14 protein-coding genes and 1 riboswitch are annotated in these 12,611 nt (G+C 65.3%); of the genes, 5 read left to right on the top strand and 9 right to left on the bottom strand.

Annotated features, from left to right (window positions below):
* The first annotated feature begins 4 nt into the window (after positions 1-4).
* Positions 5-146: riboswitch (FMN riboswitch) on the top strand.
* A 79-nt stretch (positions 147-225) separates the two neighbouring features.
* The 5 genes from ribB to AC1MHZ_RS19220 all read left to right on the top strand — a co-directional run bounded on the left by ribB (position 226) and on the right by AC1MHZ_RS19220 (position 6,206).
* The gene (ribB, locus tag AC1MHZ_RS19240; RefSeq protein WP_324815785.1) at positions 226-873 is read left to right on the top strand and encodes a 3,4-dihydroxy-2-butanone-4-phosphate synthase; all 648 of its coding nucleotides are present in this window, start codon (positions 226-228) and stop codon (positions 871-873) included.
* Between the two features lie 218 nt (positions 874-1,091).
* Positions 1,092-1,334, top strand: coding sequence for an exodeoxyribonuclease VII small subunit (locus AC1MHZ_RS19235; protein WP_011531978.1), 243 nt, complete (start codon positions 1,092-1,094; stop codon positions 1,332-1,334).
* Complete coding sequence (ispA, locus tag AC1MHZ_RS19230; RefSeq protein WP_324815788.1) at positions 1,331-2,218, top strand: (2E,6E)-farnesyl diphosphate synthase; 888 nt, start codon at positions 1,331-1,333, stop codon at positions 2,216-2,218. Before AC1MHZ_RS19235 ends, ispA begins: the two co-directional genes overlap by 4 nt.
* Before the next feature lie 131 nt (positions 2,219-2,349).
* Positions 2,350-4,245, top strand: a complete 1,896-nt coding sequence (gene dxs / locus AC1MHZ_RS19225) for a 1-deoxy-D-xylulose-5-phosphate synthase (protein WP_084857399.1) — start codon at positions 2,350-2,352, stop codon at positions 4,243-4,245.
* Positions 4,246-4,361: 116 nt separating this feature from the next.
* Complete coding sequence (locus AC1MHZ_RS19220) at positions 4,362-6,206, top strand: TonB-dependent receptor plug domain-containing protein (protein ID WP_482966794.1); 1,845 nt, start codon at positions 4,362-4,364, stop codon at positions 6,204-6,206.
* Here the strand turns inward: AC1MHZ_RS19220 and AC1MHZ_RS19215 are convergent.
* From AC1MHZ_RS19215 to AC1MHZ_RS19175, 9 genes are all read right to left on the bottom strand, one after another.
* Positions 6,184-6,996 (bottom strand): cobalamin-binding protein, encoded by an 813-nt coding sequence (locus AC1MHZ_RS19215; RefSeq protein WP_084857396.1) that lies wholly within the window; start codon positions 6,994-6,996, stop codon positions 6,184-6,186. The genes AC1MHZ_RS19220 and AC1MHZ_RS19215 overlap by 23 nt on opposite strands.
* The gene (locus AC1MHZ_RS19210; RefSeq protein WP_084857394.1) at positions 6,996-7,415 is read right to left on the bottom strand and encodes an MFS transporter; all 420 of its coding nucleotides are present in this window, start codon (positions 7,413-7,415) and stop codon (positions 6,996-6,998) included. The genes AC1MHZ_RS19215 and AC1MHZ_RS19210 overlap by 1 nt, the downstream gene beginning before the upstream one ends.
* The gene (gene ribA, locus AC1MHZ_RS19205) at positions 7,412-8,026 is read right to left on the bottom strand and encodes a GTP cyclohydrolase II (protein ID WP_084857392.1); all 615 of its coding nucleotides are present in this window, start codon (positions 8,024-8,026) and stop codon (positions 7,412-7,414) included. The genes AC1MHZ_RS19210 and ribA overlap by 4 nt, the downstream gene beginning before the upstream one ends.
* A gap of 238 nt (positions 8,027-8,264) precedes the next feature.
* Positions 8,265-8,768 (bottom strand): phosphatidylglycerophosphatase A family protein, encoded by a 504-nt coding sequence (locus tag AC1MHZ_RS19200; protein WP_084857390.1) that lies wholly within the window; start codon positions 8,766-8,768, stop codon positions 8,265-8,267.
* A complete protein-coding gene (gene thiL / locus AC1MHZ_RS19195) occupies positions 8,765-9,727 on the bottom strand; it encodes a thiamine-phosphate kinase (protein ID WP_368829823.1) in 963 nt (320 codons plus the stop codon). The genes AC1MHZ_RS19200 and thiL overlap by 4 nt, the downstream gene beginning before the upstream one ends.
* 18 nt (positions 9,728-9,745) lie before the next feature.
* Complete coding sequence (gene nusB / locus AC1MHZ_RS19190) at positions 9,746-10,246, bottom strand: transcription antitermination factor NusB (RefSeq protein WP_084857386.1); 501 nt, start codon at positions 10,244-10,246, stop codon at positions 9,746-9,748.
* Positions 10,243-10,719 (bottom strand): 6,7-dimethyl-8-ribityllumazine synthase, encoded by a 477-nt coding sequence (gene ribH, locus AC1MHZ_RS19185; protein ID WP_043210219.1) that lies wholly within the window; start codon positions 10,717-10,719, stop codon positions 10,243-10,245. The genes nusB and ribH overlap by 4 nt, the downstream gene beginning before the upstream one ends.
* A gap of 91 nt (positions 10,720-10,810) precedes the next feature.
* Positions 10,811-11,902, bottom strand: a complete 1,092-nt coding sequence (ribBA, locus tag AC1MHZ_RS19180; RefSeq protein ID WP_084857384.1) for a bifunctional 3,4-dihydroxy-2-butanone-4-phosphate synthase/GTP cyclohydrolase II — start codon at positions 11,900-11,902, stop codon at positions 10,811-10,813.
* Between the two features lie 18 nt (positions 11,903-11,920).
* Positions 11,921-12,586 carry a riboflavin synthase gene (locus AC1MHZ_RS19175; RefSeq protein WP_070093931.1) on the bottom strand — a complete coding sequence of 222 codons (666 nt, stop codon included), beginning with the start codon at positions 12,584-12,586 and terminating at the stop codon, positions 11,921-11,923.
* Between the last annotated feature and the right edge of the window lie 25 nt (positions 12,587-12,611).

Raw genomic sequence — 12,611 nt, 5'->3', positions numbered from 1 at the left:
CTTGCTTGGTCTTCAGGGCGGGGTGAAAGTCCCCACCGGCGGTAAATCGAAAGATGAGCCCGCGAGCGCCCCGGCCATGCCGGGGGTCAGCAGACCTGGTGAGATTCCAGGGCCGACGGTCATAGTCCGGATGAAAGAAGGCGTCAGGCGGGAGCCATCCGGTGCTCCTGCGCGCGCATTTTGTTCGCCCCGAGACGTTCATCGATCAATTACGAGGAGCGTTTCATGTCCACCATGCACCACCCCAAATTCCCCAACGTCACCGCTGCCATCGCCGCCTTCCAGGCCGGGCGCCCCGTGCTGCTGCTCGACGATGACGACCGAGAGGACGAAGCAGACATCATCGCCGCTGCCGAGAATATCTCGCTGCAGACCATGGCCATGATGATCCGCGACTGCAGCGGCATCGTCTGCCTGTGCCTGGACGAGGCCACCGTCGATGACCTGCAGCTGGCTCCCATGGTGCAGAACAACCAAGCCCGCCATGGCACCGGCTTTACCGTCAGCATCGAAGCCGCCGAGGGCGTCACCACCGGCGTGTCCGCCCAGGACCGGATCACCACCATCGAGGCGGCCCTGCGCTCGACCGCCGAGCGACGCCATATCGTCAGCCCTGGGCACGTGTTCCCGCTGCGTGCGCGTGACGGCGGCGTGCTGGCCCGCCGAGGCCATACCGAAGGGTCGGTCGACCTGGCGCGCCTGGCGGGCCTGCGGCCTGCGGCGGTGCTGTGCGAGTTGATGAACCCGGACGGCAGCATGGCCCGTGGCGAGGAGGTGGCGGTGTATGCGCGGCAATACAACTTGCCGGTGCTGACCATCGAGGAACTGGCGCAGTACCGCCAGGCGATGATGCTGGAAACAGCGAACGCCTGAAGGCTCGTCGGGGCTGCTTCGCAGCCCTTTCGCGGCACAAGGCCGCTCCTACAGGACAGCGCCAGCCTCATCGTTTGCGCTGCCCTGTAGGAGCGGCCTTGTGCCGCGAAAGGGTCGCGCAGCGGCCCACGATTGGCGCCAGCTGGCCTGGGAAGTTTGCTCCCCTTGCCCCGCTCTGCTAGTGTCGCGCCGTTCTGAAAGCCACCGAGACAGTCGCCATGGCCCGCAAAAAAGCCTCCATCGATTTCGAGCAATCCCTCGCCGACCTGCAAGCCTTGGTCGAGCGCCTGGAGAACGGCGAATTGTCGCTGGAAGAGTCGCTGGCCGCCTTCGAACAAGGCATTGCCCTGACCCGCGATTGCCAAGGCGCCCTGGCCCAGGCCGAGCAGAAGGTGCAGATCCTGCTCGAGCGCGACGGCGAGCTGGCGGCCCAGCCGTTCGACGCGGAGCCCGAAGCATGATCGGCCAGTACCAGGCAAGCTGCCAGGCACGCGTCGATGCAGCCCTGGAGCCGCTGTTCGTAGCCCCGTCCAAGGAGCTCGAGCGGCTCTATGCGGCCATGCGCTACAGCGTGATGAACGGTGGCAAGCGTGTGCGGCCATTGCTGGCCTATGCCGCCTGCGAAGCCTTCGGTGCCCCGGCCGAACAGGCCAACGGCGCAGCCTGTGCCGTCGAGCTGATCCATGCCTACTCGCTGGTGCATGACGACCTACCTGCCATGGACGACGACGACCTACGCCGTGGCCAGCCGACCACCCACAAGGCCTTCGACGAAGCCTGCGCCATCCTCGCTGGCGACGGCCTGCAAAGCCTGGCCTTCAGCGCCCTGCTCGACCCCCTGCTCAGCCCCCAGGCCGATACCGTTCGCCTGCAGATGGTCCAGGCCCTGGCCCAGGCTGCCGGCCCGGCCGGTATGGTCGGCGGCCAGGCCATCGACCTGGGCTCGGTGGGCCTTAAGCTCGACCAGCAGGCCCTGGAATACATGCACCGGCACAAGACCGGCGCCCTGATCGAAGCCAGCGTGCGCCTCGGCGCCCTGGCCAGCGCCCGCGCCAGCCAGGCGCAGCTGGACGCCCTGCAGACCTACGCCCAGGCCATCGGCCTGGCATTCCAGGTACAGGACGACATCCTCGATGTAGAGAGCGACACCGCCACCCTGGGCAAGCGCCAGGGCGCCGATATCGCCCGCGACAAGCCCACCTACCCGGCCCTGCTGGGCCTGGAGGCTGCCAAGGCCTATGCACTGGAATTGCGCGACCAGGCCCTGGGTGCACTCGAAGGCTTTGGCGACAGCGCAGAACCCTTGCGGGCGCTGGCTCGCTATATCGTCGAGCGTCGCCATTAAACCCTGACGCCGAACCCTGTGGGAGCGGGTTCACCCGCTCCCACAGAGGGCCTGCAACCTGTGTCTGAATGGGCAGCTTTTCCCACAATGGGGTAAACTGCCGCGTCTTCATATCTATAACGACTCGCCTGATGCCCACGACGTTTCAAGAGATCCCCCGCGAACGCCCGGTCACGCCATTGCTGGACCGCGCTGACACGCCTGCCGGCCTGCGCCGGCTGGCTGAAGCCGACCTGGAGACCCTGGCCGACGAGCTGCGCCAGGAGCTGCTCTATACCGTTGGTCAGACCGGTGGGCATTTCGGCGCCGGCCTGGGCGTCATCGAGCTGACGATCGCCCTGCACTACGTCTTCGACACACCGGACGACCGCCTGGTGTGGGACGTCGGCCACCAGGCCTACCCGCACAAGATCCTCACCGGCCGGCGCAACCGCATGCTCAGCCTGCGCCAGAAGGACGGCATCGCCGCCTTCCCACGTCGTGTGGAAAGCGAGTACGACACCTTCGGCGTCGGCCACTCCAGCACCTCGATCAGCGCGGCCCTGGGCATGGCCATCGCCGCCCGCCTGCAGAACGACCCGCGCAAGTCCATCGCGGTGATCGGCGACGGTGCCCTGACCGCCGGCATGGCCTTCGAGGCGCTGAACCACGCCCAGGAAGTCGATGCCGACATGCTGGTGATCCTCAACGACAACGACATGTCGATCTCGCGCAATGTCGGTGGCTTGTCCAACTACCTGGCCAAGATCCTTTCCAGCCGCACCTACGCAAGCATGCGCGAAGGCAGCAAGAAGGTCCTGTCGCGCCTGCCAGGTGCCTGGGAAATCGCCCGCCGCACCGAGGAATACGCCAAGGGCATGCTGGTACCGGGCACCCTGTTCGAGGAGCTGGGCTGGAACTACATCGGCCCTATCGACGGCCACGACCTGCCGACCCTGATCGCCACCCTGCGCAACATGCGCGACCTCAAGGGCCCGCAGTTCCTGCACGTGATCACCAAGAAGGGCAAGGGCTTCGCCCCCGCCGAGCTGGACCCGATCGGCTACCACGCCATCACCAAGCTCGAGCCCGTCGACAAGCCCGCCGCGCCGAAGAAGGTCAGTGGGCCGAAGTATTCGGCGGTGTTCGGCCAGTGGCTGTGCGACATGGCCGCCGCCGACAATCGCCTGGTGGGCATCACCCCGGCGATGAAGGAAGGCTCGGACCTGGTGGCCTTCAGCGAACGCTACCCCGAGCGCTACTTCGACGTGGCCATCGCCGAGCAGCACGCGGTCACCCTGGCCGCAGGCATGGCCTGCGAGGGCGCCAAGCCGGTGGTCGCCATCTACTCGACCTTCCTTCAGCGTGCCTACGACCAGCTGATCCACGACGTGGCGGTGCAGAACCTCGATGTGCTGTTCGCCATCGACCGTGCAGGCCTGGTAGGTGAGGACGGCCCGACCCACGCGGGCAGCTTCGACCTGTCGTACCTGCGTTGCATTCCAGGCATGCTGGTGATGACCCCCAGCGACGAGAACGAGCTGCGCAAGATGCTCACCACCGGCCACCTGTACAACGGCCCGGCAGCGGTGCGTTACCCTCGCGGCACTGGCCCCAACGCGCCGATCAGCGGCGACCTTGAGCCACTGGTGATCGGCAAGGGTGTGGTGCGGCGCAAGGGCGAGAAGGTCGCCCTGCTGGTATTCGGCGTACAGCTGCCCGAGGCGATGAAAGTGGCAGAGCAGATCAACGCCACCGTGGTCGACATGCGTTTCGTCAAACCGCTGGACGAGGCCCTGGTGCTGGAATTGGCAGCCAACCATGAGCTGCTGGTGACCCTCGAAGAGAATGCCATCATGGGCGGCGCCGGCGCCGCAGTCAGCGAGTTCCTGGCCCGCGAAGCAGTGCTCAAGCCTGTGCTGCACCTGGGGCTGCCGGACATCTATGTCGAGCACGCCAAGCCTGCGCAGATGCTGGCCGAATGTGGCTTGGATGCAGCCGGGATAGAGGCTTCGGTGAAAGCCCGTATGGCCAAGCTCGGCCTGTAATCCCTGGGCCCGCTTTGCGGCCCATCGCGGCACGAGGCCGCTCCTACAGGATCGTGCGGTCCCTGTAGGAGCGGCCTTGTGCCGCGATCGAGGGCTCTCGCTACATGGAACCGTCAATGAAACCCCCTGCCCTTGCCCTGCTCTGCCTCCCCCTCCCGCTGCTGGCGGCCGAACCGGACCGCGATGACGCCCTCAAGCTTCCCGACGTACTGATCAGCGCCAGCCGCCAGGTCGAGTCGCGCAGCGCCACCAGCGCCGCGAATACCGTCTTCACCCGCAGCGATATCGACCGCCTGCAGCCTTCCAACGTCACCGACCTGTTGGGCCGAGTACCCGGCGTACAAGTGGCGCCTACAGGCGGGCGCGGCAGCCTGCCGGGGATCTTCATCCGCGGCACCAAGGCTGCACAGACGCTGGTACTGGTCGACGGCGTGCGCATTGCCAACGCCACCTCCGGCGACAGCGGCCTGCAGTTTCTCGATATCGACCAGGTCGAGCGGGTCGAGGTGCTGCGTGGCTCACGCTCGGCTCTCTACGGCAGCGATGCCATCGGCGGGGTCATCCAGATCTTCACCCGCCGAGGCAACGGCCCGGGCCTGCAACCGCGCTTGCGTCTGGCAGCGGGCAGCAACCAGACGTTCCAACGCAGCCTGGGGCTTTCCGGCGGCAACGGCTCGACCCGCTTCAACCTGGGGGCCAGCCTGGACGAAACCGCCGGCATCGACTCGACCGGGCCCTCGTTCGCCAGTGACAGCGATCACGATGCCTACCGCAACCAGTCGTTCAACCTGAGCCTGAGCCATACGTTTGGCGAGCGGTTCGAGGCGGGGGTGAATGTGCTTGATAGCCGTGGGCGCCACGAGTATGACGAGCCACGCGGGTCCGGCCCGCAGGAGCCCTACTCGAATTTCGCCGTCAGCAGTATCGGAAGTTATCTGGATACCCAGGTGACCGAGCAATGGAATACACGGCTCGAATTGGCTCACAGCGAGAACCGCGATGACAGCCGGGACAAGCTCAGCCACTCAAGCTTCCCGTTCAATACATACCGCGACCAGGCCACCTGGCAGAACACTCTCGCCTTGGACGAGCGCAACAGCTTGCTCCTGGGCGGCGACTGGTACGAAGATCGCGTCCATGCCAGCACCGACTTCACCGAGGACAGCCGCTGGAATCGTGCTGTATTTGCCCTGCATCGCTTTGTTGGCGAACGTTTCTCTACCGAGTTCGGCCTGCGCCATGACAAGAACCAGCAATTCGGTGGGCAAACCACCTGGAGCGGCAGTCTGACCGTACCGTTCAACGCGAACAACGACGTGCTGCTGTCCTACAGTGAAGGCTTCCGGGCGCCCACCTTCAACGATCTATATTTTCCCGGCTACAACAACCCTGGCCTAGAACCCGAACATTCGAAGAGTTATGAACTTCAATGGCGCAGCCAACTGAGCGACAGCAGCAAACTGGAAACATCGCTGTATCGCACCGATCTGCGTGACGCGATCGAATACAGCAACCAACCCGAGAATGTAGGCTCAGCTCGCATCAACGGCCTTGAAATGGCACTGAACCAAGAGTGGGATGGTTGGACATCGCAGTTGGGCCTATCGCTGATCGACCCGCGCAACCGCGAGAACGGTCATACCCTATCTCGCCGGGCCCGTCGTACCTTGAGCCTGGATATCGACCGTCAGTTCGATCGTTTTGCCGTTGGCGCCACCTTGCAAGCGGCTAGCAGCAGCTACAACGATGAAGCCAATACCGACCCAATCGCGGGTTATGGCACCGTGGGCCTACGTGGAAGCTGGACGGCAAGTCGTGAGCTGAGGCTCGATCTAAAGCTGGATAACCTGTTGGATAAACAGTACAACCGCACCCACTATAGCCACCAGGGCGACTATTACGGCTACCGCGAAGAAGGCCGCACCTGGCTGCTGAGCGTCACCTGGACGCCGGCGCTCTAGCCGCCAGCAGCGCGCACAGGCGCGCCGTGGCCTCGATCATCTGGCCACTGGGGCGCTCCAGCCCCTTGTCGGGCACTACCAGCAAGCGGTCATTGGCCACCGCATCGAGGGTGCGCCAGGCCTTCCAACTGGCCAGCTGGACCTTGTCGCCAGCAAGGATCACCTGCGGGTCACGCAACAGCACGGATTCCACGCTCACCTGGGGCGCAGGCTGGGTGAGGTCGGCGAAGACATTGCGCGCACCACAAACGCCCAGCGCATCGCTGACGATCTGCTGCCCGCCAAGGGTGTACAGCGGCCGGTCCCACACCTGGTAGAACACCCGCAACGGCTGTTGCCGCCGGTACTGCTGGCGCAACCCCCGCAGCCGTTCACGCAACGCGGCCGCGTATTGCCGGCCTCGTTCGGCACGCCCTACCCGCTGGCCGATGGCTTCGATCTGCCCGATCAACTGGTCGATATCCTTGGGCTCGCCAACGAAGGTCGGGATGCCCAGGCGCCTGAGCTGGTCGCGCTGCGCCGGCGCCACGCTGTCGGGCCACAACAGCAGCAGGTCGGGTGCAAGGCTGAGCAGGCGCTCCATGTCGAGCTGGCTGTACCGCCCTACCGAAGGCAGGCCTTGCAGCGACGCCGGCCGCTGACCACCGTCGAGCACACCCACCAGCAGGTCCTCGGCATGCAGCTCGAGCATGATCTCGGTCATCGAAGGGGCCAGGCTGACCACCCGCGAAACACCCTCGGCCTTGGCGCCGAAGGCCAACAGGGCCAGCAGGCAGAAAAGAATGCGCATCAGCCCAGCTGGCGGGGAATGCGGTACAGGTAGAGCAGCACCGCGGTGGAGAGTGCCAGGAGGATCTGCGGCACCGCCTCCAGGCCGACCAATACCGAAAGTGCCGCGACCCAGGCAGGGAAGCAGGCGAACAACATGGCCATGCGTCGCACTTCGGCCAGCTCGATCCACGCCTGGGGCTCCTCGGGCGAGCCAAGGGCTTTCGACGTGGCGATCAGGGCGCGTTTGTAGGCGCCGAAACGCGGCAGGCTGAGGAACATCGAGGCAGCGCCGGCAATGAACAGCGGCATGGCCAGGACTGGGATAAGGGCATCGCCGCCACCAAAGGCCCAGGCCATCACCGGCAGTGGCACCAGGCCTACCGCCAGGTATTGCCACCACGCCAGCGCCAGGCGCCGTTTCACCTGGCTGCGGGTCACGCCTGCGGCTCGCCCTGGTGCTCGTTGCCCATCATATGGCCAAGCTTGCCGGCCTTGGTGGCCAGGTAGTGACGGTTGTGCGGGTTGTGGCCGGTGTGCAGTGGCACGCGCTCGGCGACCTTGATGCCCATGTCGGTCAATGCCTTGACCTTGCGTGGGTTATTGGTCATCAGGCGCAGCGAGCCTACACCCAGGTGCTCGAGCATGGGCTGGCACATGGCATAGTCGCGCTGGTCGGCGGCAAAGCCCAGGCGCTCGTTGGCCTCGACGGTGTCGGCACCGCCATCCTGCAGCTCGTAGGCGCGGATCTTGTTCAAAAGACCGATGCCACGGCCTTCCTGACGCAGGTACAGCAGCACGCCACGGCCTTCACGGGCGATGGCCTGCAATGCGGCTTCCAGTTGCGAACCGCAGTCGCAGCGCTGGCTGAACAGCGCATCACCGGTCAGGCATTCGGAATGCAGGCGCCCCAGCACCGGCTCGCCGTCGGCGATATCACCCAGGCTGAGCACTACATGCTCACGACCCGTGGCTTCGTCGAGAAAACCATGCATGGTGAAGATCGCGAAGGGAGTCGGGAGTTTCGAGGCGGCGACAAAGACGACGGGCACGTTGTGCTCCTAAAAAAATAAGCAGTTCCAATTGCCCGATTGTATCAGCAGGTTGCTGCCCATGCGCAGGCTGAATATCGCCGCTTAAGATCGAAAAGTTTGATAGTTGGGCCGCGAGCGCGCCCGCCTCATCGCGGGGCAAGCCCGCTCCCACAGGGACCGCGCCAGTCCTCAGACGTACGCGCCCACACTGATCTTGTGGGAGCGGGCTTGTCCCGCGATTGGCCCGCCACCTACGTCAGGCAACCACCCACACCAACACCTGCATGCCCAGCCAGGCGAACACACCGGCCAGGATATCGTCGAGCATGATCCCGACGCCGCCATGCACGTGGCGGTCGATCCAGCGGATCGGCCAAGGCTTGAGGATGTCGAAGAAGCGGAACATCAGGAACCCTGCCAGCAACCACTGCCAACCCTCCGGCACCAGCCACAGGGTGATCCACATGCCGACCATCTCGTCCCAGACGATGCCTTCGTGGTCATGCACACGTAGGTCATTGGCGACCTTGCCGCACAACCAGAAGCCGAACAACATGGTGATGCCCAGCAGCAGCCAGTAGCCCCAGTCCGGCAGCATCTGCCAGAGCGGAACGAACGGCAGCGCCACCAGCGAGCCCCAGGTGCCAGGCGCCTTGGGCAAGGTACCGGAGCCGAAGCCGAAGGCGATGAAGTGCCAGGGGTTGCGCCAGACCGAAGGCGGAACGAACTCCGCAGGCACCTGGTTGGGGTGGTCGGTCACGGTGTCTCCCTAAAATGTTGATAACCCCGTTGCGCCGGGGTGATGTCCTGGCCCTGCCCGTCGCGCAGCGTGACACCCTGCCCTTCGAGCACGCGGCCGATGACATGGATGACGCCAGGGTCAGGCAGGGATGAAAGTTGCGCTTCTGGCAGGGTGAATGCCAATACGTAGTCGTCGCCACCGGTGAGCGCGGCATGCAGGGCCGCCTCATGGCCGAGGAAGGCCTGCAGGGCGGATGACATCGGAACCCGCTCGGCATCCACCTCAAGCGCGACGCCGGACGCCTTGGCGATATGCCCGCAGTCGGCCAGCAACCCGTCGGATATGTCCAGTGCCGCCGTAGCCCGGCCACGCAACAGCTGACCCAGGGCAAGCTGGGGCAAGGGCGACCAGTACTGGGCCAACAGCGGTTCGGCAACTTCGGCCGGCGCCGTGCGCTCACCCAGTACCAGTGGCAGGGCCCCGGCCGCGTTACCCAGGCAACCGCCCACACACAGCAAGTCGCCCGGCCGAGCACCGCTGCGGCGCAGGGCCTGCCCTGCAGGCGCCTTGCCGAACACGGTCACGGTGATGGCCAGGGGGCCGCGGGTGGTGTCGCCACCGATCAGGCTGACACCGCAACGCAAAGCCATGCGGTTCAGGCCATCGGCATACCGCCGGAGCCAGTCGGCACCGACCTGGGGCAGGGTCAGGGCGAGGGTGAAGCCGATGGGGTCGGCGCCCATGGCCGCGAGGTCGCTGACCGCCACGGCCAACGAGCGCTGTCCGAGCAACAGGGGATCGCAGGCGGCGGGGAAATGCACGCCTTCAACCAGGGTGTCGGTGGACACCGCCAGCTGCTCGCCAGCAGGCAACTGCAGCAGGGCGCAGTCGTCACCAATGCCGAGGACCACGCCTTCGCCGCCCTGCGCGCAGGCCGCGGCGGCGAAGTAATGACGGATCAGCTCGAACTCACCCATGATCGGTCGGCGCCACGATCAGCGCTTGGCCGCCTTGACTTCCGCGTCGCGCAGAGTCGGCGCGAGCTTGTCCAGCACACCGTTGACGAACTTGTGGCCATCGGTGGCACCGAAGACCTTGGCCAGCTCGACACCTTCGTTGATCACCACGCGGTACGGTACGTCGACACGCTTGATGAACTCCCAGGTGGACAGGCGCAGCACCGCGAGCTCGACCGGGTCGAGCTCATCCAGCGGCAGGTCCAGGCACGGGGCCAGGGCCTTGTCGATTTCGCCTTTGATCGCCGGGACCCCATGCAGGATCTCGCGGAAATAGGCGCCATCGATATCGGAGAAATCGTTGTCGACCCGGAACTGAGCCTCGATCTCGTTCAGCGAATGCTGGGCCATGTGCCACTGGTAGAGGGCCTGGGTCGCGAGCTTGCGGGCTTCACGGCGCTTGGCGCTCTTGGAGGGCTTGCCTGCATCCGCCGCGCGTGGCTCGCGCGGGTTGAAACGATCGCTTTCGTCGCTAATCACTTGGCCTCCAACTGCGCCAGCAGGCTGACCATTTCCAGGGCGGACAGGGCAGCTTCGGCACCTTTGTTGCCGGCCTTGGTGCCGGAACGCTCGATGGCCTGCTCGATGGAGTCGACGGTCAGGACGCCGAAGGCCACCGGAACACCGAACTCCATGGACACCTGGGCCAGGCCCTTGGTGCACTCGCCCGCCACGTATTCGAAGTGCGGGGTACCGCCACGGATCACCGCACCCAGGGCGACGATCGCGTCATATTCACCTTGTTGGGCGACTTTCTGTGCAACCAGCGGGATCTCGAAGGCGCCCGGGGCACGGATGATGGTGATGTCGCTTTCGCTGACGCCATGGCGTACCAGGGCATCAACGGCACCGCTCACCAGGCTTTCGACGACGAAGCTGTTGAAGCGGCCAACCACCAAAGCATAGCGACCTTTGGGGGCGATGAAGGTACCTTCGATGGTCTTCAGGGTCATTCCGGTGTTCTCATCTTAAAGAGCGAGGCCGCGCACACGCGGCCTGCGGGAGGGTTTGGGCACGAGCGGCAGGACGACAGTTACGCCTGTGTCACTCGGAGGGCACGTATTCTACAACTTCCAGATCGAATCCGGATATCGCGTTGAACTTCATCGGCGAGCTCATCAGGCGCATCTTGCGCACGCCCAGGTCACGCAGGATCTGCGAACCGGCACCGACGGTGCTGTAGGTGGTCGGCGCCTTGGGCTGCGCATCGCCGGCGCTTTCGCGGATGTGTGCCAGCAGCACGTCGCCATCGAGCGGGTGCCCCAACAGCAGCACCACGCCGCTGCCGGCCTCGGCCACAGCGCTCATCGCCGCGCGCAGGCTCCAGCGTCCTGGCTGCTTGACCAGCAGCAGGTCGCGCAGCGGGTCCATGTTGTGCACGCGCACCAAGGTTGGCTCTTCGGCGCGGATGTCACCGAGAGTCAGGGCCATGTGCACATCGCCTTCCACCGCGTCACGGTAGGTGACCAGGTTGAACTGGCCCAGCTCGCTGTCCAGTGGCTGTTCGGCGATACGCTGCACGGTGCGCTCGTGGATCATCCGGTAATGGATCAGGTCGGCGATGGTGCCGATCTTCAGGCCGTGCTCGGCGGCGAAGGCCTCCAGCTCCGGACGACGGGCCATGGTGCCGTCGTCGTTCATCACTTCGCAGATCACGCCGCTGGGCTCGAAACCAGCCATACGCGCCAGGTCGCAGGCCGCCTCGGTGTGCCCGGCACGCGCCAGGGTACCGCCGGCCTGGGCCATCAGCGGGAAGATGTGGCCGGGGCTGACGATGTCGTCGGCCTTGGCATCACGGGCAGCAGCCACCTGCACGGTGCGTGCGCGGTCGGCGGCGGAAATGCCGGTGGTGACGCCCTCGGCGGCCTCGATCGACACGGTGAACTTGGTGCCGAAGCCCGAGCCGTTGCGTGGCGCCATCAGCGGCAGCTTGAGCGTTTCGCAGCGCTCGCGGGTCATCGGCATGCAGATCAGGCCACGGGCGTGCTTGGCCATGAAGTTGATGTGCTCGGCCTGGCAGCACTCGGCGGCCATGATGATGTCGCCTTCGTTCTCACGGTCTTCGTCGTCCATGAGAATGACCATTTTGCCCTGGCGGATGTCTTCCACCAGCTCTTCGATGCTGTTGAGCGCCACTCGGCACCCCCTTCTCAATCAGGATTTCAGGTAGCCGTTGGCGGCCAGGAAGCTTTCGGTGATGCCACTGCCCTTGCTCGACTCGGCGGCCTTGTCGCCCAGCAGCAGACGCTCCAGGTAACGGGCCAGCAGGTCGACCTCAAGGTTGACCCGACGACCTGCGCGGTAGTCGGCCATGATGGTTTCGGACAGGGTGTGCGGGACGATGGTCAGCTCGAACTCGGCGCCATCGACCTCATTGACCGTCAGGCTGGTGCCATCGACGGTGATCGACCCTTTGTGGGCGATGTACTTGGCCAGCTCCTTGGGCGCACGCACGCGGAACTGGATGGCGCGCGCGTTATCGCTGCGCGAAATGATCTCGCCGACGCCGTCGACATGGCCACTGACCAGGTGGCCGCCCAGGCGGGTGGTAGGGGTCAGGGCCTTTTCCAGGTTGACCCGGCTGCCGCTCTTGAGGTCGACCATGGCGGTGCGCTTGAGGGTCTCGACGCTGACGTCGGCCCAGAAGCCGTCGCCGGGCAGCTCCACGGCAGTCAGGCAGACGCCGTTGACGGCGATGCTGTCGCCCAGCTTGACGTCGCCCAGGTCGAGCTTGCCGGTTTCTACGTAGACGCGCACGTCACCGCCCTTGGGGGTCAGGCTGCGGATGGTGCCGATGGATTCGATGATGCCGGTGAACATGGTGTCCTCCTCGGGAACAGGGCTG

It is taken from the genome of Pseudomonas sp. FA-1 (genome assembly GCF_056856075.1).
This window is presented reverse-complemented; position numbering and strand designations above follow the sequence as displayed.

What these genes read in the sequence shown, in the direction of transcription:
- ribB (WP_324815785.1), top strand. Translation starts at nt 226, where the DNA reads ATGTCCACCATGCACCACCCCAAATTCCCCAACGTCACCGCTGCCATC.
- AC1MHZ_RS19235 (WP_011531978.1), top strand. Translation starts at nt 1,092, where the DNA reads ATGGCCCGCAAAAAAGCCTCCATCGATTTCGAGCAATCCCTCGCCGAC.
- ispA (WP_324815788.1), top strand. Translation starts at nt 1,331, where the DNA reads ATGATCGGCCAGTACCAGGCAAGCTGCCAGGCACGCGTCGATGCAGCC.
- dxs (WP_084857399.1), top strand. Translation starts at nt 2,350, where the DNA reads ATGCCCACGACGTTTCAAGAGATCCCCCGCGAACGCCCGGTCACGCCA.
- AC1MHZ_RS19220 (WP_482966794.1), top strand. Translation starts at nt 4,362, where the DNA reads ATGAAACCCCCTGCCCTTGCCCTGCTCTGCCTCCCCCTCCCGCTGCTG.
- AC1MHZ_RS19215 (WP_084857396.1), bottom strand. Translation starts at nt 6,996, where the DNA reads ATGCGCATTCTTTTCTGCCTGCTGGCCCTGTTGGCCTTCGGCGCCAAG.
- thiL (WP_368829823.1), bottom strand. Translation starts at nt 9,727, where the DNA reads ATGGGTGAGTTCGAGCTGATCCGTCATTACTTCGCCGCCGCGGCCTGC.
- ribH (WP_043210219.1), bottom strand. Translation starts at nt 10,719, where the DNA reads ATGACCCTGAAGACCATCGAAGGTACCTTCATCGCCCCCAAAGGTCGC.
- AC1MHZ_RS19175 (WP_070093931.1), bottom strand. Translation starts at nt 12,586, where the DNA reads ATGTTCACCGGCATCATCGAATCCATCGGCACCATCCGCAGCCTGACC.